Here is a 21,021-nt window from a genome sequence, read left to right on the forward strand (position 1 = left end):
ATCGTGTGGTGGCCCCGGACGGGGCTCACCGTCGGTGTCGCCCACGACCGTCCAGCCGTTAACCGGATCACCCGATCGGACGAGGAACCATCACCCGAGTCGGGCTGCGGTGGCGAACCCGACCACCAGGGCGGCCGCGAGGAACAGGACCACCACCACGACCCCGGTGACCTGGCCCATCGGGGTGGAGGCCGATCCGAGGCGGCCCGAGCGCAGAGCCGGCGGCAGGCCGGGCGCGACGACGGCGCCGAGCAGACCGCCCACCGTGCCCCAGGCCAGACCGAGCACGACGCCGGTGGGGAGATCGAGCTGCAGACCGAACGGGCCGACCACCACCGCGGTCGCGGGTACCGCCGCCGCGAGCAGCAGCGCGAGGGCCGGGCCGAGTGCCCACCCTCGCCGCACCGCCGCGTCCGGACCCGGAGCCTGCAGGGCCGCGACCATCCCGCCGAGCGTGCACACCACTCCGGCGACGAGTGGGGCGAGCCACCAGGACGGTCCCTCGCCGAGCAGGTGGGTCAGGCCGACCTGGCCGTCGGCGAACGGCAGCCGGGGCGTCAGTGGCACCCCGAGGGCGACGGCGAACGCCACGAGCAGGGCCGCGGGCGCGAAGACGACGACGAGCAGGACGGAGACGACGGGCGGGGTGCCCCCGCCGAGGGTGCCGCCGAGGCCGGTGGGGGTCGGCACGGCCCCGGCGCGGGCCAGCACGGCGGCGACGACCAGCGCGAGGCCGGCGAGCCAGCACGACCCGAGGATCGCGGCGAGCCCGGCCACGGGGCCGGCGAGCAGGTCGCGCGGGCCGCGGAGGGCGGGCGGCAGCGCGTCGGGACGACGCCAGGCGATCGCGAGGACCAGCGCTCCGCCGAACCAGACGGCGCCGCCGACCAGCGTCGGCGCGACGGCGACGGTGAGCGCGCCGTCGCCCGCGGCGGCCCGTCCCGCCAGGGCGACGGCCGCGAGCCCGGCGAGGAACAGGACGAGGGCGCGGACGGCCTGCACCGGCACCTCGGCGGCGGGCCGGGTGCGGGCGACCACGAGGGCGGCGCCCACGGCGACGGCCGCGCCGGTGACGAGCAGCGGGGTGGCGGCGACGGTCGCGCCGAGGCCGATCGAGCCCACCGTGACGCCCACCGACCCGCCGACCCCGAGCGCGACGGCGATCGGCAGGAGCAGCAGCGGCGACCCGCCCGCGGCGTCGCCACCGAGCGTCACCGCCAGCAGTGCGCCCGGCAGGGCCAGCACGGCGAGCACGGCGACGGCGGCCAGCAGCGCGGCGCCCCAGTCGGCGACCGATCCCACGCGCACGGTCGGCCGCCCGACCGTCGCGGGCCCGCGGGGGACCCCCGCGCCGGGCGTGTGGTGCAGGGGGACCCGGACGCGTTCCGGGTGTCCGACCGGACCGCGGCGCCCGGACGGCCCGGACGACCCGGACGGCCCGGACGGCTCGGGGCGCAGGACCGGGCGCGGCGCGGGCTCGATCGTCGGCCATGCCGCGGGACGGCCCTCGCCCTCCGGGCGGCGGGGCCGCGGGACCGGGCGTGCGGGGGTCTCCCGGTCCGTCGTCGGGATCGGGCCGGAGTGGCGGGCCGACCGTGGTGCCGGGACGGGCCCGGACCGCGGTCCCACGGGACCGGACGCGGGGCCCGTCGTCGGGAGCAGCCCCGACGGCGGGTCCACGGGCTCCTCCGGGCGGGACCCGTGTCGGGCGAGCGCCTCGACCGCGGCGCGCGCCTCCCGGGCCTCCGGCGGCGCCTGCCGCGGTGCGGGCACGTCGACCGCCCCGCACGAGCGGCAGAACGCCCAGTCGTCCGTCCGCGGCGCCCCGCAGCGTGAGCACGACCCTGCCACCACACACCCCCGTCCGGCGCGCCCCCCGACGGCGCGGCCCCTGACATCCCACGAGGTCGACGCGCCGGGGTCGAGGGACACGAACGGGGGGCCTCGACGGGCGGTACGGCTGAACGAGTGATCATCGGCTACACCGGCCGGCGGCTCGAAACGTTGCACGGTCTGCAACGTTGACGAGCCTGGTCTATCGTTAGCCTCAGCAACCAACACCACTGGAGGCTGACCGTCATGACGGCGACCGTGGAGACCACAGCGGCAGGCACGTCGGACACCGGGGACCCGCACTACCCGATGGCGCGGCAGTGCCCGTTCGACCCGCCGCGGGAACTCAACGCGATCCAGGAGCAGGAGCCGATCCGGCGCGTCACGCTGTGGGACGGCAGCCACCCCTGGCTGGTCACCCGGTACGCCGACGTGCGCGCCGTCCTCGCCGACCAGCGGTTCTCCGCCGACGTGTTCACCCCGGGCTACCCCGCCACCTCGCCGAGCGTCGCGATCCGGCGGCGGTCCGCGCCGAGCTTCATCGCGATGGACGACCCGCAGCACGCGTTCTTCCGCAAGATGCTGATCAGCGAGTTCAGCGTCAAGGCGATCCGGCGGCTCCGGCCGATGATCACCGAGGCCGTCGACGACCTGCTCGACGCGATGGCCGCGCAGGAGCAGCCGGTCGACCTCGTCCAGGCCTTCGCGCTCCCGCTGCCCAGCCTCGTCATCTGCCGGATGCTCGGCGTGCCCTACGCCGACCACCCGTTCTTCCAGGCCCGGTCGCACACGCTGATCGACACCCGGTCCTCGGTGGAGGACTCGGTGGCCGCCTCCAACGAACTGCTGGCCTACCTCGAGGGCCTCGTCGCCGAGCGGGAGGCCTCGCGCTCGGAGGACGACCTGCTGGGTCGGCTCGCCGTGCGCCACGTGCTCACCAGGGAGATCACCCGCCACCAGGCGGCCTCGATGGGACTGCTGCTGCTCGTCGCGGGCCACGAGACGACCGCGAACATGATCGCGCTGGGCACCCTCCTGCTGCTGCAGGACCCGGAACAGGCCGCGAAGGTGCGCGCGGGCGAGTCGGTCGAGGGTGCGGTCGAGGAGCTCCTGCGGCTGCTCACCGTCACCCACTTCGGCCGGCGTCGGGTGGCCACCGAGGACGTCGAGCTCGGCGGGGTGACGATCCGTGCGGGGGAGGGCGTGATCGCGGCCGGCGAGATCGCGAACCGCGACCCGGAGGTGTTCGCCGACCCCGACGCCCTCGACGTCGACCGCACCCCGAACCACCACGTCGCGTTCGGTCACGGCGTGCACCAGTGCCTGGGCCAGCAGCTCGCCCGCGTCGAGCTGCAGATCGCCTACCCGGCGCTGCTGCGCCGCTTCCCGACGCTGCGGGTGGACACGCCGCTCGACGAGATCGCGTTCCGCGACGCGATGGTCGTGTACGGCGTCCATGCTCTTCCGGTCACATGGTGAGGCACGCGGTGAGGCGCTGACACCGCTTTTCCCGACGACGCGTCAGAATGGTCGCGAGGGCGGGAGGACCCGTCGTCGGGAAATCGTCCGAATTGGTCTGGTCTGGGGTCGATGACGTCGAAGGTGCGGCTGCTGGCCGTCACGGTGATTGCCGGGATTCTCGTGGCGGGGATGGCGTTCCCGCTGGTCGGAGGCCTGGGCTTGCTGTCGAGCGAGGCCATCGTCGGTGCGCAGGACACCGCGCCGGGCGTGATCGGGGGCGACATGCCCTCGATCACGACGATCACCGACATGAACGGTGCGCCCATTGCGTACCTCTATGACCAGAATCGTCAGATCGTCCGGTCCGACCAGATCGCGGTGACGATGAAGGCGGCCATCGTCGCGATCGAGGACCGCCGCTTCTTCAGCGAGTCCGGGCTCGACCCGCGCTCCATCGTGCGGGCCGTGGTGAACAACGGCTCCGGGGGCTCGACGCAAGGCGCCTCGACGCTGACCGAGCAGTACGTGAAGAACTACGACGAGTATGTCGCGGCGAAGACCCCCGCCGAGCAGCTCAAGGCCACCGAGGCGACCTTCGGGCGCAAGCTGCGCGAGGCGCGCGTCGCCGAGCAGCTCGACCACTCGCTGTCCAAGGACGAGATCCTCACCCGCTACCTGAACGTCGTGTACCTGGGCAACCAGTCCTACGGGGTGGCGGCCGCGGCGCGCACCTACTTCAACGAGACGCCCGACCAGCTCACGGTGCCCCAGGCGGCCCTGCTCGCCGGGATGGTGCAGAGCCCGACGGCGTACGACCCGGTGAACCACCCGCAGGCCGCCACCGGCCGTCGCAACGTCGTCATCGACCAGATGCGCCAGCAGGGCGAGCTGACCCCGGAGCAGGCGGCGGCCGCCACGGCGTCCCCGCTCGGCGTCGCGGCCCCGCTGCACGGGATCGCCAACGGGTGCGTCGGGGCCGGCGACGACGGGTTCTTCTGCAGCTACGTGCTCGACTACCTCGACCAGGCCGGGATCACCCCGGAGCAGCTGCGCTCGGGCGGCTACACCGTGCGCACCACCCTGGACCCGACCGCGATGGCCGCCGCCGAGCAGGCCGTGGACGCGAAGGTCCCGCCGACGCAGCCGCACGTGGCCGACACCCTCGCGATCGTCCAGCCCGGCGCGACGTCGCACCCGGTGCGGGCGCTCGCGGCGAACCGCGGCTACGGGCTCGACGCGGCCGCCGGCCAGACCACCTACGACCTGCCCGCGGAGCCGGAGAACCTCGGCGCCGGGTCGGTCTACAAGATCTTCACCGCCGCGACCTACCTCATGGGCGGCGGCGGGATCTCCAACGTCATCCCGGTGCCGGCGTCGGGGTACGCCTCGCCCCTCTCGCCCGGCTTCGTCGTCGCGAACGACGGCAACTACCCGGGCCAGCTGACACTGCAGGACGCGCTCGCGCAATCGCCGAACACCGCCTTCGTCAAGCTGGAGGAGACGACGGGCGTGGCGCCGGTGGTCGACATGGCCGTGAACATGGGCATGACCTCCCTGGCGAAGCCGACCGCGAACGGCGGGCCCTCGATCGCCGACACGGTGAAGGCCCAGAACCAGGCGTCGTTCACCCTCGGCCCGACCCCGACCAGCCCGCTGGAGCTCGCGAGCGTCGGCGCGACCCTGGCCTCGCACGGCACGTGGTGCCCGCCCGACCCGATCATGTCGGTCACCGACGCCACCGGGGCCCCGGTGGCCGTCCCGACGACCGCCTGCCACCAGGCCCTCCCGCCGCAGCTCGCGGACACCCTCATGACCGGCCTGTCCAAGGACGACCAGCCCGGCGGCACCTCGGCGGCCTCCGCCGTGGCGGCCGGGTGGAACCGGCCGACGGCGGCCAAGACCGGCACGACGGAGATCTCCGAGTCGGGCGCCTTCGTCGGGGCGACCCCGCAGATGTCGGGAGCCTCCATCGTCTTCGACGACTCGTCGTCGCCCCGGCCGATCTGCTACGGCACCCCGCCGACCACCTGCGCGACCGGCAACCTGTTCGGTGGCGAGACCCCGGCCGCCACCTACTACCAGGCGATGACCACCGTCCTGGCGGGCCAGCCGGTGCTGCCACTGCCCGCGACCGACCCGCGCTTCGTCACCGGCGGCAACCGGATCACCGTGCCGCAGGAGATCGGGCAGCCGATCGAGGCGGCGGCGGCGGCCCTGCGGGCGGCCGGGTTCGTGGTGACGACGTCGCAGGTCGACAACCGGTCACCTGCGGGCACCGTGGTGGGACAGACACCTGGCGGGGGCGGCGGACAGGGCATCGCGGGCCAGACGATCGCGCTGGTCGCGTCCTCCGGGCACGTCGCGCCACCGCCGGCGGCACCCACCTCTCCGTGAGCCGGGACCACCCGATCGGGTGGTTCCGACCGTGGTTCGCGACAGGGGGTGCGGGTCGGCGCGTCTCGCCTCGGCCCGACCGCCCCACGAGAGGACCTCGCGCGTGAACCAGACGCCGACCACGAAGACCGCGTTCATCACCGGGATCACCGGCCAGGACGGCTCGTACCTCGCGGAGTTCCTGCTCGCCAAGGGCTACCACGTGCACGGCCTGATCCGGCGGGCGTCGACGTTCAACACCCACCGCATCGACCACCTCTACCGCGACCCGCACGAGCCCGGAGCACGGTTGCACCTGCACTACGGCGACCTGACCGACTCCTCGCGGCTGGTGTCGCTGCTCTCCGAGATCGCGCCGGACGAGGTCTACCACCTGGCCGCCCAGTCCCACGTGCGCGTCTCGTTCGACGAACCGGAGTTCACCGCGAACACCACCGGCGTCGGGACGGTGCGACTGCTCGAGGCGATCCGGATGATCGGTCTGGACGTGCGCTTCTACCAGGCGTCGAGCTCGGAGATGTTCGGCGCGACGCCCCCGCCGCAGGACGAGCTGACGCCGTTCCACCCGCGCTCGCCCTACGGCGTGTCCAAGGTGTTCGGGTACTGGACCGCCCGCAACTACCGCGAGGCGTACGGCCTGTTCGCGGTCAACGGCATCCTGTTCAACCACGAGTCCCCGCGCCGCGGCGAGACCTTCGTGACCCGCAAGATCGCCCGCGCCGCGGCCCGGATCGCGCTGGGCCTCGAGCAGCACGTCTACCTCGGCAACCTGGACGCCGTGCGCGACTGGGGCTTCGCGCCCGAGTACGTCGAGGGCATGTGGGCCATGCTGCAGACCGGCGAGCCCGCCGACTACGTCCTCGCCACCGGCACCGCGTACACCGTCGAGGACTTCGCACGGCTGAGCTTCGCGCACGTCGGTCTCGACTGGACCCGCCACGTGCGCTTCGACGAGCGCTACCTGCGCCCTACCGAGGTCGACGCCCTCATCGGCGACCCGTCGAAGGCCGCCCGCGAGCTGGGCTGGCGGCCCCGCACGTTCACCCCCGAGCTCACGCGCATCATGGTCGACGCCGAGCTGTCGCACCTGCAGGGACCGACCGCCGAGGTCGCCCCGTTCCCCGGTCCGGGCTTCGAGGACCGGTCGATCGCGGGCTGAACCGGACACGAGCCGGACACGCTGTGTGACGGGTCCGGCCGGGTTCCGGGGGACCGTCACCCACGCCCCACCACAGCGGTGCACGACGCGTCGACCTGCGGGTCGACCACACGGGCGGCGACTGCTCGATGGTGGTCGGAACCGTGACGAAACGTGACCGAAAAGCGGTCGATACGTCACACTGCGTACGTGGGAGCTCCCTCGGCACCGACCGACCGTCCCCGGCGCGCGCCCTCCCTCGGGCGCGTCGCCGAGAAGCTCGTCGGCGTCCGCGTGGGCACCACGGCGGCGCTGCCCGACACCGGCCGCGGCGATCTCGACGCCGACTACCTGCCGCGGGCCGCGGACGAACGGCTCGCCGAGCTGCTGACCGCCCGGACCCACCCCGTCGTCGTCGTGACCGGACCGCCCTCGGCGGGGGTCACCCGCACCGCGGCGCACGGCGTGCGGCGGCACCGGGCCGACGACCTGTTCGTCGCGATCGACGACCCGTACCGCGCGCGGCTCGACGAGGTCGTCGAGCGGGCCCGCAAGCGGGCGTCCGCGTCCCGCCCGGTCGTCGTCTGGTGCGACGACGCCCCGCTCGCCCTGCTCGACCAGGTCCGCGGGGACGTGCTCGCCGCCTGTCGGGCCGACCGCGACACCGTGGTGCGGCTCGTGTTCACCGTGCGCTGGGGGCTGGCCCCGCTCTCGCGCGGGGAGCTCGCCGCGCCGCGCTTCGCGCCGGTCGTGGTCGCCCCGCTGACGCCCGCCGAGGTCGTCGGGCGCGAGGCGCACCCCCTGGTGGCCGCCCGGGGCGTGCCGCGCGTGGTCGGGCGCCGGGTCGGCGACCTGGTCTCCCCGCTCGAGGCGGCCCGCGAGGCCTTCGCCGGGCCGTCCGGGGACGTCGTGCGCCTGGCCGCGGTGTGGCACCGACTGGGGATCCCCACGGCGCTCGACCTCGAGACCCTGGACGCCCTGCGTCCCGACGACGCCGCCGGCGACCTCACGGCGATCGTGACGGGTCTGGTCGAGGCCGGCTGGCTCGTGCGGACGACCCGCGGCGGGGAGCGGCACCTCGCGCCCGCCCGGGTGCTCGTCGACCTCGCCCGCCTGCCGTCGGCCGAGCTCGTCGCCTGCATCGCCGCCCGCCTCGACCACCACGCGCGCTACGCGGCCGCCCGCACCATGCTCGCGGCCGGGCTGGACAGCCTCGCGGCGGCGATGGTGACCGACCTCGAGCCCGACCCGCTCGGCCCCGTCGTCGCCCTGCGGATCGCCCGCGGCTACGCCGGGCTGGAGCGCGACCGCGAGGCCGCACAGTGGTTCGCCTACGTCATCGCGGTGGGCGACGAGGAGCAGGCCCGGGCGGCGCACCGCGGGCTCGGCCTCGTGTTCTACCGCTACGACCGGCTCGACCGCGCCCGCCGCCACCTCGACCAGGCCGCCGATCAGCTCGGCGTGCAGGTCGTGCTCGCCGACATCGCCCTGCGCCAGGGGCGGATCGCCGACGCCCGGACCCTGCTCACGGTGCTGCGCCGCTCCCGCGACCCCGCCCTCGCCGTCGAGGCGGCCTGCCAGCTCGGCACGCTCGAGTCGTCGACCGGTCACCCCGACGCGGCCCGCGCGGCGTTCACGGCGGCCCTGGCGGCCGCCGACCCGGCGGTGGTGGCGCGGGCGCGGACGGGGTTGGCGGCGCTGCCGCCTCTCACCACCGGCTCCGGCGCCCCCTCCGGTGACAGCGAAGCGTCGTTGCTTGCGTCCAGTGACAGGGACGCCACATCGTCAGACGACGGGGACGAGGATCCCGACGAGGCCGGCGCGGACGCCGTCGAGTCGGCCGACTCCGCCGAGCCGGCCGACGACGCGGCCCCGGCGGCCCGGGTGGTCCCGCTCGCGGCGCGGTCGCAGCCCTGACCGTGATCACCGAGCCCCTGCGGTGGCGCGCAGGTCCGGCCGACCACCGCAGGTGCTCGGTGATCACGTGAGGCCGACCCGACGACTCGTCGGGACCGGGATGGCAGGGTGTGCGGCATGGCCGTCACGCACGTCGTCACGTTCAGCTGGGTCGAGGGCACCTCGGCCGGGACCGTCGCGGACATCCTGCGGAACCTGCAGGAGTGGATCGACCGCAAGGAGGGGCTCGAGGGCCTCGAGTCGTGGCAGGCGGGGCCGGACCTCGGGGTGAACCAGGGCAACGCCCACTTCGCCGTGTCGGCGACGTTCACCGACCAGGACGCCTACCTGCGCTACCGCGACCACCCGGAGCACAAGCGGATCATCGCCGAGCAGATCGCCCCGCTCATCGCCGCGCGCTCGGCGGTGCAGTTCGGGCACTGAGCCCGGAGACACGACGAGCCCGGCGCACGACGAGGTCGTGGGCCGGGCCCGGGAGCGGTGGGCGCTACTTGGCGCCCGCGGTGGGGGTGGTCTTCGGGCCGTCGGGCAGGCGGGAGCCGCCGCCACCGCCGCCGGACCCGTCGTCGTCGGGACCCTCGTCGGTGCTCGGACCGGCGGCCGGGTCGTCGACCCAGATCATGATGGTGTCGCCGGGCGTCGCCGTGGCACCCGCCTTGGGGCGCTGGTTGGTGATGATGCTGCGCCCCGCGCCGGTGTGCCGGGCGTTCTGCGGGATCGCCAGCAGGCGCGCGTCGAGGGCCGCGTCGTGGGCGTCGGCCGCGGCGAGCCCGACGAGCTCGGGGACCGTGGTCGTGTCGGTGAGGCTGTCGGCCATGCCCCAACGGTACCGACCGGTGACGCGTCGTGTCGGCGGGGTGTCCGCGGCGTGTCACGATCGCTGGACAGGGTGATTCACCCGTAAAGACTAGGATGTCGATCACAATGTGGACTTAGAGTAGCCGCCACTCCGCTCGAATCCGGCGAATCGAGACGACGGCTCACGGATGCGGACGCGAGATCCACCACACCGTGATCGAACCCGGGGGAACGTGATGCGCGCCGTCTACCGTGTCCTGGCCTACCTGCTCGCGCTCGAGGTCATCGTCCAGGCGGCCGCCATCGCCTGGGCGATCTTCGGCCTCACCGCCTGGATCGAGGGCGGGGGAGTGCTGGACAAGGCGGGGATGGAGAGCGAGAGCGTCGTCTTCGACGGCGTCACCGGCTTCATGGTCCACGGGATGAACGGGACCCTCATCGTGCCGGCGCTCGCGCTGCTCTTCCTCATCTCCTCGTTCTTCGCCCGGTTCCCGGGAGCGATCGCGTGGGGCGCCGCGGCGTTCGTGCTGACCGTCGTCCAGGTCGCCCTCGGCATCTTCGCCCACGCGATCCCCGCGCTCGGGATGCTGCACGGCGCCGTCGCCCTGGGGCTGCTCGTGGTCGCGCTCGTCGCGGCGCGTCGCAGCAGCGCCGCCGACGCGACGCGGGAGCCCGCCGCGACGGGCAGCCACCACGCACCCGTCGCCTGAGGTGCTCACCCAGGCCCCGCCGAGGACGGCGGTCGCGGCGCGCGGCCGCCGCACCCGTCGTCGCACGCTGATCGCGGTGCTGGCGACGCTCGTCGTCCTCGCGTCCATCGCCTGGTTCTGGGCCGCGAGCCTGCCCGCGGGCAGCTGGTCCGTGGCCGACATGGGCGTTCCCGACGACGGGGGCGGTCCGGCCGTGATGACCGGTCACGGTCACGACGGCATGGGCGGGCGCCCGGTGGACACGCTGCGGCTGCCTGCCTCGGTCCCCGCGGACGTCACGGTCACGCTGGTCGCCCGGGCCGACGGCTCGCGCTACACGCTGAACGGCCGGACGCCGGGGCCGGAGATCCGGGCCGTGGCGGGCCAGGTCGTCGTCGTGCGTCTGCTCAACGAGAACGTGGCGCGGGGGATCACGCTGCACTGGCACGGCCTCGACGTGCCGAACGGGGACGACGGCGTGGCCGGCGTGACCCAGGACGCGGTGCTGCCCGGTCAGGAGTTCGTCTACCGCTTCCGCGCCGACCAGGTCGGGACGTACTGGTACCACTCGCACCAGGTCGCGGACGAGCAGGTCAAGGGTGGGCTGTTCGGGTCGCTCGTGGTGGAGCCGCCCGGGGGCGTGGGACCCGACGCGACCGCCCTCGTGCACCTGTTCGACGGGCGGCGCACGGTGAACGGCGCGCCGGGGGAGCTCGCGGTGCCCGCGGCGCCGGGCAGCACGGTGCGGGTGCGGGTCACCAACACCGACGACGGGCCGATGCGCGCCTGGTCGGCGGCGCCCTACCGGGTGCTCGCGGTCGACGGGACCGACGTGCACGCGCCGACCCCCGTGACCGGCGCGGCCGTCCTGGTCACCGCGGGCGGCCGGGCCGACCTGGAGGTCGTGGCGCCGGCGCGCATCGAGCTCGGGGGCGCCGCGGTCGTCGTGGGCGGTGGTGGTGCCCCGGCGCCGGTGCCGACCGCGACGGTCGACCTGCTGAGCTACGGCTCACCGGTCGCGCTCGGCTTCGACCCGACGACCCCGAACCGCGTGTTCGACTACGCGATCGGCCGCCGCCCGGGCTTCGTCGGCGGGGTCCCGGGGCTGTACTGGACGATCAACGGCGGGATGTACCCCGACGTGCCGATGTTCATGGTGCGCGAGGGCGACGTGGTGCGGATGCGCATCAGCAACTCCTCCGGCGAGGTCCACCCGATGCACCTGCACGGGCACCACGCGGTGGTGCTCGCCCGCAACGGGGTGCCGGCGACCGGGAGCCCGTGGTGGATCGACTCCCTGGACGTCCCCGACGGCGCGACCTACGACGTCGCGTTCGTCGCCGACAACCCCGGCGTGTGGATGGACCACTGCCACAACCTGGCCCATCCGAAGCAGGGGCTCGTGGCGCACCTGATGTACGAGGGCGTGACGACCCCGTACCGCGCCGGCCCGGACACCCCGAACGACCCGGAGTAGGGCCGGGTGCAAGCAATGCGTCACTGCTTGCACCCAGTGACAGGAAAAGCGGCACCGTCGGATCGCGGGCGACGATGCCGTCTTTCCTGGCGTCGAGTGCAAGCAGTGACGCACTGCTTGCACCGGGAGGTGCTCAGACCCGCACGTCCCGGGCCACCGCCAGCTCCGGCGCCGCGACGCGCACCCGCTCGGCGAGCGGACGACGACCGGGCGCGGACACGACCAGCAGGTACTCCCCGGCGCGGGGCACCTCGAGGCGGTAGCGCCCCTCGTCGGTGCGGGCCGTGCCGACCTGGGCGCCGGTGAGGGCGTCGATCAGGGTCACCGTGCCGTCGATCGGTGCCTCGCCGTCGAGCACCCGCCCGGAGAGTCCGGGGGCGTCGACCGTGTCCGGGCCGCCCCAGGAGCGGGCGGCCGGCAGCTCCCGCGGCGTCGGACCCGAGTCCGCCACCACCGCGTGCGGGCGCCCGGCGGGCACGATCGACCCGCACACCACGGCGGCCACCACGAAGATCGCCGACGCGACGAGGAAGGCGCGGTCGTAGCCGGCGAGGGCGGCCGCGCGCTGGTCGAGGCCGAGCCCGAGGGCGGTCGCCGTGGCGGTCCCGGCGATCGAGGAGAGCAGCGCGGTGCCCACCGAGCCGCCGACCTGCTGCATGGTGTTGACCGTCGCGGAGGCCACCCCGGCGTCCTGCCGGTCGACGCCGAGGGTCGCGGTGTTGATCGACGTCGACATCGCGGTGCCCATGCCGAGGCCCATCAGGATCAGCGGCCCGAGCACGCCGCTCGCGTACGTCGACCCCGGCGACAGGTGCGAGAACCAGAACAGCGCGCCCGCCCCGAGCAGCAGGCCGACGGCGATCAGCGGCTTCGGCCCGAGCCGGGGGAGGACGAGCGCGGGCACGGTCGTCGACGCGGTCATGATCGAGGCGACCATCGGCAGGAACGCGACGCCGGTGAGCACGGGGGAGAGGCCCAGCTCGGTCTGCATCACGTAGGCGAGGAAGAGCGAGAGCCCGAACATCCCCGTCGTCAGGACGAGGATCGTCAGGTACGACCCGCCCCGGAAGCGGTCGAGCAGCACACGCAGCGGCAGCAGCGGCGCGGCGCGGACCCGCTGGACCGCGACGAAGGCCGCCAGCAGCACCACACCCGCCGTCAGGAAGGCGTAGACGGGCCAGGAGCCCCAGCCGTCGGTCTCGGCGGTCGCGAAGCCGAAGACGACGCCGAAGAGGCCGGCGGAGGCGAGGACGGTGCCGACGAGGTCGAGGCGCGGCCGCTCGCCCGTCGGGTGGGCCGGCATCAGGATCAGGGCCCCGACCAGGGCGATCACCGCGAAGACGACGTTGACGTACATGCACCAGCGCCAGTCGGCGTACTCGGTGAGCGTCCCGCCGAGCAGCAGCCCGATCGCCGCGCCCGAGCCGGCGAGGGCGGAGAACACGCCGAAGGCGCGGGCGCGGTCGCGGCCCGCGGGGAAGGTCGTCGTGAGCAGCGAGAGCGCGGCCGGGGCCAGCAGTGCGCCGAACACGCCCTGCAGGGCGCGCGCCGCGACGAGCAGCCCGAAGCCGGGTGCGAGCCCGCCGAGCACCGAGGCGACCGCGAAGCCCACGAGCCCGACGACGAACGCCGCCTTCCGCCCGAACAGGTCCGAGAGCCGTCCGCCCAGCAGCAGGAGGCTGCCGAACGCCAGCGCGTAGGCGGTGACGACCCACTGCCGCTGCGCGTCGGTGAACCCCAGGTCGGCCTGCGCGGACGGCAGCGCGATGTTCACGATCGAGTTGTCGAGGATGACCATCAACTGGGCCACGCCGATGACGGCGAGGATCCACCAGCGGCGCGGGGCCTGCTCGACGGCGGACGGGGTCGGGTGGGTCACAGAGCGCGCAACAACGCTGCAACCCTTGCCCGTACCGGGCCCGACGCGTGACCGTGGTCACCTCACCACTGGGCAACACGAGAAGAGGTGCCGCGTGACACAGACCCTGGATCGCCCCGGGAGCGAGGTGGCCGACCGCGTCGAGGCATGGGTGTCGGCGTTCCAGGACGCCCTGTCCGCGCGCGACGTCGGTGCGGCGGTGTCGCTGTTCGCCGACGAGTGCTACTGGCGCGACCTGGTGTCCTTCACCTGGAACATCGCCACGGTCGAGGGGACCGACGAGGTCGCCGACCTGCTGACCAGCGTGCTCGACCGGATCGACCCCACGAACTTCGCCGTCGACGGCGAGCCGAGCTCGGCCGACGGGGTCGACGAGTCCTGGCTGACGTTCGAGACGGCGGTCGGTCGCGGGACCGGCCACGTCCGGCTCAGGGACGGCAAGGCCTGGACCCTGCTGACGACGCTCGACGAGCTCAAGGGCCACGAGGAGAACAAGGGCGACCGGCGCCCGTTCGGCACGGAGCACGGCGCGAACCCCGACCGCGTGACGTGGAAGGAGAGCCGCGAGCAGGAGGCCGAGGAGCTCGGCTACTCGCGCCAGCCCGAGGTCGTCATCATCGGCGGCGGGCAGGGCGGGATCGCGCTCTCGGCGCGGCTGCGCCAGCTCGGCGTGCCGACGATCGTCGTGGAGCGCAACGAGCGGCCCGGCGACTCCTGGCGCAAGCGCTACAAGAGCCTCGCCCTGCACGACCCGGTCTGGTACGACCACCTGCCCTACATCCCGTTCCCGGAGAACTGGCCGGTCTTCGCGCCGAAGGACAAGATCGGCGACTGGCTCGAGATGTACACGCGGGTCATGGAGATCAACTACTGGGGCTCGACGACGGCGGAGTCGGCGACGTTCGACGAGAACGAGGGCCGCTGGACCGTCACGGTCCACCGTGACCGCGGCAACGGCCCCGAGGAGGTCGTGCTCCGGCCGGCCCAGCTCGTCTTCGCGATGGGCGTCTCCGGCAAGCCGAACAAGCCCGAGTTCCCGGGGATGGAGGCGTTCCGCGGCGAGATCCAGCACTCGTCGGAGCACCCCGGGCCGGCCGGCTACGAGGGCAAGAAGATCGTCGTCATCGGCTCCAACAACTCCGCGTTCGACATCTGCGGGGCCGCCTGGGAGGCGGGCGCCGACATCACGATGGTGCAGCGGTCGTCCACGCACATCATCAAGTCGGACACCCTGATGGAGCTCGCGCTCGGCGGCCTGTACTCCGAGGAGGCCGTGGCCAACGGGATCACCACGCGCACCGCGGACCTGACGTTCGCGTCGCTGCCCTACCGGATCATGGCGGACTTCCAGCGGCCCGCCTACGACGAGGCGAAGGTCCGCGACAAGGAGTTCTACGACCAGCTCCGCGAGGCCGGCTTCGACCTCGACTTCGGCGACGACGAGTCGGGCCTGTTCATGAAGTACCTGCGCCGCGGCTCGGGCTACTACATCGACGTGGGCGCCGCGCAGCTCGTGGCCGACGGCAAGGTGAAGCTGGTCAAGGGGCAGGTGAAGGAGTTCACCTCCGACGGGGTGACCCTCGACGACGGCACCCACCTCGAGGCCGACCTCGTCGTCCTCGCCACCGGGTACCGCTCGATGATCACCTCGGTCGCCGACATCATCGGCGAGGAGATGGCCACGCGGGTCGGGAAGGTGTGGGGCCTCGGCTCGGACACCACGAAGGACCCGGGCCCGTGGGAGGGCGAGCAGCGCAACATGTGGAAGCCCACCCAGCAGCGGAACCTGTGGTTCCACGGCGGGAACCTCCACCAGTCGCGGCACTACTCGCTCTACCTGGCGCTGCAGCTCAAGGCGCGCCAGGAGGGGATCGACACGCCGGTCTACAAGCTGGCGGAGTCGCACCACACGGAGTGACCTGATCCGAACGAACGGCACTTTCGCGCACCTAGATGCTGCGGAAGTGCCGTTCGTGCGTTTCCGGGCCGCTTCGGAGACGACGCGTGCGGCGGCTCCGGAGCGCGGGTAGACCGTGTTCATGGAGTACACGAAGCTCGGGTCGACCGGCCTGGACGTCTCGCGCATCTGCCTCGGCACCATGAGCTACGGCGTGGCGAACGACCGGTGGCCCTGGGCCCTGCCGGAGGACGAGGCGAAGCCGTTCTTCTCCGCCGCGCTCGAGGCCGGCATCAACTTCTTCGACACCGCCGACGTCTACTCGCAGGGCACGTCGGAGGAGATCACCGGCCGGTGGCTGAACGAGATGGCCGACCGCGACGAGATCGTCGTCGCGACCAAGGTCTTCAACCGGATGCGGCCGGGACCCAACGGCGCCGGCCTCTCGCGCAAGGCGATCATGACCGGGATCGACCACTCGCTGCGCCGGCTCGGCATGGACTACGTGGACCTCTACCAGATCCACCGGTTCGACCCGGAGACGCCGCTGGAGGAGACCCTCGAGGCGCTGCACGACGTGGTGCGTTCGGGCAAGGCGCGCTACATCGGCGCGTCATCGATGTTCGCCTGGCAGTTCGCGAAGGCGCTGCACCTGCAGGACGCGAACGGGTGGGCCCGATTCGTCACGATGCAGAACCACTACAACCTGCTCTACCGCGAGGAGGAGCGGGAGATGAACCCGCTCTGCCTCGACGAGGGCGTCGGCTCGATCCCGTGGAGCCCGCTCGCGCGCGGCAAGCTGACCCGCGACTGGGACGAGACGACGACCCGCGGCGAAACCGACGAGTTCGGCAAGACGCTCTACCGCGACTCCGACCGGCACATCGTCGAGAAGGTCGCCGAGATCGCCGAGAAGCGGGGCGTCAGCCGCGCCCAGGTGGCGCTGGCGTGGCTGCTCGCCCAGCCCGTCGTCGACTCGCCGATCATCGGGGCCACCAAGCTGCGCCACCTCGAGGAGGCGGTCGCGGCCGTCGACCTGCAGCTCGACGAGCACGAGCTCACCGAGCTGTCGGAGACCTACGAGCCCCGCGGCATCGCGGGGCACCGCTGACGGCTCACCGCCGGGAGCGCGCGACCACCCCGAACGTGTTCGGGCGCAGCACCCGCTGACCCAGGGTCTGCGTCCAGCCGCCCTGGGTGGAGAAGTACCGGTGCACGTCGACGTCGGCGAAGGACCGGCGCAGCAGGAGGGCGATCGCGTCCTCGTCGACGCCGTCGCGCACCACGTGGTACTCGGACATGTCCGAGGGCAGGGACTCGTCGTAGATCCCGCGCACCCGCCGCGACAGCGTGCGGAAGCCGCGGGCCAGTTCGCCCTCGGTCACCCGCCAGGCGAGCGTCGCGGCGCGGGAGAGGGCCACTGCGGTGCGCGGCTGGCGCGGGTAGTACAGCGGGTCCTGGAACGTGACGATCGCGCCGCCCGGCGCGACGATCCGGACGGCCTCCTCGAGCGAGGCGAGGTAGTCGGGGATGTGGTGCAGCACGGCCATGTAGACGACGAGGTCGGCCTCGCCGTGGACGTCGAGCCGGCCGTCGAGGTCGTGGTGAACCTGCACCCGCGGGTTGTGCCGGAAGCGGGCGGCGATCGAGCGGGCGCTCGGGCCGCTCATCTCGGTGACCACCACCTCGGCGCCGGCGGACACCATCGTCTCGGTGAAGCCGCCGTGCCCGGCGCCGACCTCGATCACCCGCGGCGGGCGCCCGAGCCGGTCGGCGAGGCCGGCCACCACGTCGTTGAGCGTGTCGCGCATCCAGCGGTTCAGGTAGGCGTGCCGCAGGTGGGGCGAGCCGGAGAGGTAGTCGTGGCCGTCACCGTGGACGGCCTCCTGCAGGTCGTGCATCGGCACGACGGTCTCGGTCGTCATGTGACCCGCATCGCCGACCGACCGACCGCCGTTAGGCCGTTCGGGCCGAAGTAACCCGGCCGGGTGACGGTCAGACCTGGACGCTCGCGCAGCCGGTCGGGGCCTGCCCGGGCGGCGACCAGGACGCCGTGGTCCGGTCCCCGACGATCCTCGTGACCGTCACGTTCCGCCCGGTGGCGACGTGGAACGCCTGTCCGGCCGGGGTTCCCGACGACGCCTGGTCCAGGTTGAGCGTGACCCCGACCGGCGAGGAGGGCCGCGGGTCGGGCCACCCGACGACGCCGTAGGCGTACATCCCGGGACGGGTCCGGACGAGCAGCGCGAGCGACAGGTCGCGCGGCGGGTTGGCGGGGGCCTGCGAGTCGACGATCGCCCACACCGCCTGCTGCGGTCCGGTGCCGCGGTGCGTCAGTGCCCCGCTGAAGCTGACCTGGCCGGTGCTGATGTTGAGCGCGCGCCGGTTCGCGGTGTCCTCGGCGGGGATGCTCACCTGGATCCCGGTGAGGGTCAGGCCGAAGCTCTGCTCGCCGATGTCGACCGCGTCGGCGTCCACCCCGACCGTGCCCGACGAGGGTGGCGCCCAGGACGCGGACACCTCCCGGACGGTGCTCGTGTGCGAGGAGTGCTTGAGCTCGATCATCCGGGAGCTGAACCGCCCGTTGACCCGCTCGATCGTCGACAGCACGAGGGCGTTGAACCCCAGCATGTTCTCGCCGACGACCACGAGGTCGTGGAACCAGCCGCGCCAGACGCCGTTGCGGGCGGTGAACCCGGCGGAGTCCAGCCACAGCCGGCCGATCTCGATGTCCTGGCAGAGCGACCAGGGGCAGTTCATGAAGTAGTCGGCGCCGTCGTTCACGCACAACGTCGGGCCGTCGAGGACGGTCGGGTCGGCCGACGACGTGACGATCGTCCACGGCACGGGGAGTTCCAGCCCGACGACGCCGCTGGCGGCGTTGTACGACGACACCCGGTTCCACTGCTGGGCGTCGTAGACCACGGACTCGCGGTTGACCATCGGGTCGTTGTCGCAGCGGACCATGACGACGTCGCCGACCTTCAACGGCACCGTGCCCAAGGACTGGGTGAGGCGCACCGACCGCGCGCCCGCCGTGATCGGGGCCAGCGGGCGGGTGGCCCAGGAGATCCCGGCGCGGCCGGTCGCGAACGCCGCCGGGTGGATGTCACCGATCTGGAAGCTGTGCGCCTGGGCGAAGTCGTAGTCGGTGGTCCTCGTGCGGGTGTTGCGCAGGACGGCGGTGGGGGAGGCCCCGGCCGCGCCCGCCCCGAGGTGGCGCTGGTGGTCGCGCACGACGATCGCCTGCGAGTGCAGGTAGGTCCCCGCCGGGTAGAAGACGCCCGCGCGGCCGGAGTCGGTGGCCTTCTGGATGGCGACCCCGTCGAGCTCGTCGGACAGGCTGCGGGCGGCGGGGAACGCCCGCTGGGCGTCGGCGAGCGTGGCGTACCGGGTGGAGAGCGGGCGGGACCCGCCGTCGCCGACGGCCCCGAAGTCGGTGACGACCGCGTAGCCCGCCGACCGGGCCGCCGCGGTGGTCGTCGGGGTGGACGCGCTGAAGCCGGACGGGGGTGCCGGGAGGGCCGCGGCGGCCGCGGGTCGGGCGCCGGCGAGCAGTCCGGCGGCGACCAGGAGGCCGCCGGCGCGGAGCAGCTCACGGCGGCTCGGTCCGGTTCCCATGTCCTGAGGAGTAGCCCGCCCGCTCGTGTGAGTGGAAGGGGAAGCGGCGGCTTCACCTGAAGGTGCGCCGACCACCCGGGCCACCATCTCGACGCGGGCCGGTCACCCCGACGGGTGAACATGCGCCATTGCATCGCGCACAACATCACCCCGGGCGTTCGCGTCCCTGCCCAGTCCCGAGCACCCCTATCGGGTGAACTCGCGGCCTTCCGCGACAGGGTCGGCGGTCTTCCGCGTCATTTCCGACCCACTCCCAACACGACGACGTTTTCCGACGGATATCACCGTGCGTGATCAGGTTTCGGCACCTCCTCGGCTACTCCGATTGCTGTAGCGCCTACCGCTGAACGGTCGATGTCGCTTCTCGAAGACACACGCAACACGGGTTGACGAGACGAGGTGAGTGCCGGTGACCAGCACGAGCGACCGGGTCCGGCCGGCGTCGGGGGCGTTCCCGACGACGGGTGGGCGCGACGCGGTGGTCCCGGGCCGGGACCCGCTCACGGGGACGACCGGTCGGGCCGGCATCGACGCCGTCCGGCGGGTGCGCCGGGCGTGGGCGCGGCGGATCCTGGTCGCCGACCTCCTCGCCGTGGCGGTCGTCGGGATCGTCGGCGCGGCGCTCGTGCCGGGCGTGACCGGCCCGACGGCGGGCGCCGCGCTCGTGGGCGGGCTCGTCGTCCTCGTCGGCGCGGCCCTGGCGGTCCGGCGGTGCTGGCACCCGCTCGTGGTCTGCTCCGGCGGCTTCGAGTACACCCGCGTCCTCCAGGCCGGCACCGGTGCCCTGCTCGTCCTCGCCCTGGGCGAGGTGGCCCTGCACGACGAACGGCTCCGCCCCTGGACGCTGGTCGTCCTGCCCGCGGCCGTGCTCGCCGTCCTCGCGGTGCGGGGCCTGGGTCGTGCCGTGCTGCACCGGCAGCGCCGGCAGGGGGTGGGCCTGACCGGGGTGCTGGTCGTCGGCTCCGAGGAATCGGTCGAGGCCCTCGTCGTCCGGACCCGTCGGGCGCCGGAACACGGCTGGGTCGTGGTGGGCGCCTGTACCCCGTCCGGGGTCGGCACGTGCGCCGGTGTGTCCGTCGTCGGCGACCTCGACGCCGTGGCCGAGCAGGTGCACCGCGTCGGGGCCGAGGTGGTCGCGGTGGCGCCCGCCCCGGGCTGGAGCGGACGCAACCTGCACCGGCTGGCGTGGGAGCTCGAGGGCACCGACCTCGACCTCGTCGTCGACCCGGGGCTCATGGAGATCGCCGGCCCCCGGCTGCACATGACCCCGGTCGACGGCCTGCCGATGATCCGGCTGACCCAGCCCACCTTTCGGGGCGCCGCCCGCGTGTCGAAGGCCCTGCTCGACCGGTTCGTCGCGGCCGCCGCGCTCGTCGTGCTCGCCCCGATCCTGATCGGGGTCGCCATCGCGATCCGGCTCGACGACCGCGGCCCCGTGTTCTTCCGCCAGGAGCGCGTCGGCCGGCGCGGCCGCCCGTTCCGCATGGTCAAGTTCCGCTCGATGGCGGTCGACGCCGAGGCCGCGCGGGCCGCGTTGCGGTCCGACGACCCCCACGGCCCGCTGTTCAAGATGCGCCGCGACCCCCGGGTCACGCGGGTCGGCGCCGTGCTGCGCCGCTACTCGCTCGACGAGCTGCCGCAGCTGCTGAACGTCCTGGCCGGCTCGATGTCGCTGGTCGGGCCGCGCCCCCCGCTGCCCGCCGAGGTCGTCGAGTACGCCGACGACGCCCGGCGCCGCCTGCTCGTCCGCCCCGGCATGACCGGCCTCTGGCAGGTCAGCGGCCGCTCCGACCTCTCCTGGGAGGAGACCGTGCGGCTCGACCTGCGCTACGTCGAGAACTGGTCGCCCGGACTCGACCTCCACATCCTCGCCCGCACCGTGTCGGCCGTGCTGACCGGCCGCGGCGCGTACTGACC

15 protein-coding genes are annotated in these 21,021 nt (G+C 73.6%); 10 read left to right on the forward strand and 5 right to left on the reverse strand.

All coding sequences use genetic code 11. The annotated features are described in order from the left end of the window. Window positions 1-90: 90 nt before the first annotated feature. The gene (locus ACQPYX_RS11715; RefSeq protein WP_433803083.1) at window positions 91-1,773 is read right to left on the reverse strand and encodes a hypothetical protein; all 1,683 of its coding nucleotides are present in this window, start codon (window positions 1,771-1,773) and stop codon (window positions 91-93) included. Between the two features lie 306 nt (window positions 1,774-2,079). On the opposite strand from ACQPYX_RS11715, the gene ACQPYX_RS11720 reads away from it, so the two are divergent. From ACQPYX_RS11720 to ACQPYX_RS11740, 5 genes are all read left to right on the forward strand, one after another. Beyond that, window positions 2,080-3,312 (forward strand): cytochrome P450, encoded by a 1,233-nt coding sequence (locus ACQPYX_RS11720; protein ID WP_433803084.1) that lies wholly within the window; start codon window positions 2,080-2,082, stop codon window positions 3,310-3,312. A 111-nt stretch (window positions 3,313-3,423) separates the two neighbouring features. Further along, on the forward strand, window positions 3,424-5,688 hold the full coding sequence (locus tag ACQPYX_RS11725; protein ID WP_433803085.1) for a transglycosylase domain-containing protein: 2,265 nt from the start codon (window positions 3,424-3,426) through the stop codon (window positions 5,686-5,688). A 103-nt stretch (window positions 5,689-5,791) separates the two neighbouring features. Beyond that, entirely contained in the window at window positions 5,792-6,847 is a 1,056-nt protein-coding gene (gene gmd, locus ACQPYX_RS11730) for a GDP-mannose 4,6-dehydratase (RefSeq protein ID WP_433803086.1), read from the forward strand. Window positions 6,848-7,036: 189 nt separating this feature from the next. Further along, the gene (locus ACQPYX_RS11735) at window positions 7,037-8,743 is read left to right on the forward strand and encodes a hypothetical protein (protein ID WP_433803087.1); all 1,707 of its coding nucleotides are present in this window, start codon (window positions 7,037-7,039) and stop codon (window positions 8,741-8,743) included. A gap of 117 nt (window positions 8,744-8,860) precedes the next feature. Continuing rightward, entirely contained in the window at window positions 8,861-9,166 is a 306-nt protein-coding gene (locus tag ACQPYX_RS11740; protein ID WP_433803088.1) for a Dabb family protein, read from the forward strand. 64 nt (window positions 9,167-9,230) lie between these two features. On the opposite strand, the gene ACQPYX_RS11745 is transcribed toward ACQPYX_RS11740, so the two are convergent. Further along, entirely contained in the window at window positions 9,231-9,560 is a 330-nt protein-coding gene (locus tag ACQPYX_RS11745; protein ID WP_433803089.1) for a PASTA domain-containing protein, read from the reverse strand. A 217-nt stretch (window positions 9,561-9,777) separates the two neighbouring features. On the opposite strand from ACQPYX_RS11745, the gene ACQPYX_RS11750 reads away from it, so the two are divergent. Next, window positions 9,778-10,251, forward strand: a complete 474-nt coding sequence (locus ACQPYX_RS11750) for a hypothetical protein (RefSeq protein WP_433803090.1) — start codon at window positions 9,778-9,780, stop codon at window positions 10,249-10,251. A 1-nt stretch (window position 10,252) separates the two neighbouring features. After that, a complete protein-coding gene (locus tag ACQPYX_RS11755; RefSeq protein WP_433803091.1) occupies window positions 10,253-11,707 on the forward strand; it encodes a multicopper oxidase family protein in 1,455 nt (484 codons plus the stop codon). A 133-nt stretch (window positions 11,708-11,840) separates the two neighbouring features. On the opposite strand, the gene ACQPYX_RS11760 is transcribed toward ACQPYX_RS11755, so the two are convergent. Continuing rightward, window positions 11,841-13,586 carry an MFS transporter gene (locus ACQPYX_RS11760; RefSeq protein ID WP_433803092.1) on the reverse strand — a complete coding sequence of 582 codons (1,746 nt, stop codon included), beginning with the start codon at window positions 13,584-13,586 and terminating at the stop codon, window positions 11,841-11,843. A gap of 94 nt (window positions 13,587-13,680) precedes the next feature. On the opposite strand from ACQPYX_RS11760, the gene ACQPYX_RS11765 reads away from it, so the two are divergent. Together ACQPYX_RS11765 and ACQPYX_RS11770 are read left to right on the forward strand one after the other, a co-directional pair. After that, a complete protein-coding gene (locus ACQPYX_RS11765) occupies window positions 13,681-15,504 on the forward strand; it encodes an NAD(P)-binding domain-containing protein (protein ID WP_433803093.1) in 1,824 nt (607 codons plus the stop codon). Window positions 15,505-15,625: 121 nt separating this feature from the next. Beyond that, a complete protein-coding gene (locus tag ACQPYX_RS11770) occupies window positions 15,626-16,594 on the forward strand; it encodes an aldo/keto reductase (RefSeq protein WP_433803094.1) in 969 nt (322 codons plus the stop codon). A gap of 4 nt (window positions 16,595-16,598) precedes the next feature. Here the strand turns inward: ACQPYX_RS11770 and ACQPYX_RS11775 are convergent, their stop codons facing one another. Then, window positions 16,599-17,408, reverse strand: coding sequence for a class I SAM-dependent methyltransferase (locus ACQPYX_RS11775; protein ID WP_433803095.1), 810 nt, complete (start codon window positions 17,406-17,408; stop codon window positions 16,599-16,601). Between the two features lie 70 nt (window positions 17,409-17,478). Next, window positions 17,479-19,104, reverse strand: a complete 1,626-nt coding sequence (locus ACQPYX_RS11780; protein WP_433803096.1) for a hypothetical protein — start codon at window positions 19,102-19,104, stop codon at window positions 17,479-17,481. A 409-nt stretch (window positions 19,105-19,513) separates the two neighbouring features. On the opposite strand from ACQPYX_RS11780, the gene ACQPYX_RS11785 reads away from it, so the two are divergent. Further along, entirely contained in the window at window positions 19,514-21,019 is a 1,506-nt protein-coding gene (locus ACQPYX_RS11785; protein ID WP_433803097.1) for a sugar transferase, read from the forward strand. Window positions 21,020-21,021 lie beyond the last annotated feature (2 nt).

It is taken from the genome of Actinomycetospora sp. CA-084318, from assembly GCF_050955885.1.
Classification (GTDB): Bacteria; Actinomycetota; Actinomycetes; order Mycobacteriales; family Pseudonocardiaceae; genus Actinomycetospora.

Bases quoted from the DNA above. Each gene is read 5' to 3' on its own strand.
- ACQPYX_RS11725 (WP_433803085.1), top strand. From the start codon at position 3,424: ATGACGTCGAAGGTGCGGCTGCTGGCCGTCACGGTGATTGCCGGGATT.
- ACQPYX_RS11780 (WP_433803096.1), bottom strand. From the start codon at position 19,104: ATGGGAACCGGACCGAGCCGCCGTGAGCTGCTCCGCGCCGGCGGCCTC.
- ACQPYX_RS11720 (WP_433803084.1), top strand. From the start codon at position 2,080: ATGACGGCGACCGTGGAGACCACAGCGGCAGGCACGTCGGACACCGGG.
- ACQPYX_RS11740 (WP_433803088.1), top strand. From the start codon at position 8,861: ATGGCCGTCACGCACGTCGTCACGTTCAGCTGGGTCGAGGGCACCTCG.
- ACQPYX_RS11775 (WP_433803095.1), bottom strand. From the start codon at position 17,408: ATGACGACCGAGACCGTCGTGCCGATGCACGACCTGCAGGAGGCCGTC.
- ACQPYX_RS11770 (WP_433803094.1), top strand. From the start codon at position 15,626: ATGGAGTACACGAAGCTCGGGTCGACCGGCCTGGACGTCTCGCGCATC.
- ACQPYX_RS11750 (WP_433803090.1), top strand. From the start codon at position 9,778: ATGCGCGCCGTCTACCGTGTCCTGGCCTACCTGCTCGCGCTCGAGGTC.
- ACQPYX_RS11745 (WP_433803089.1), bottom strand. From the start codon at position 9,560: ATGGCCGACAGCCTCACCGACACGACCACGGTCCCCGAGCTCGTCGGG.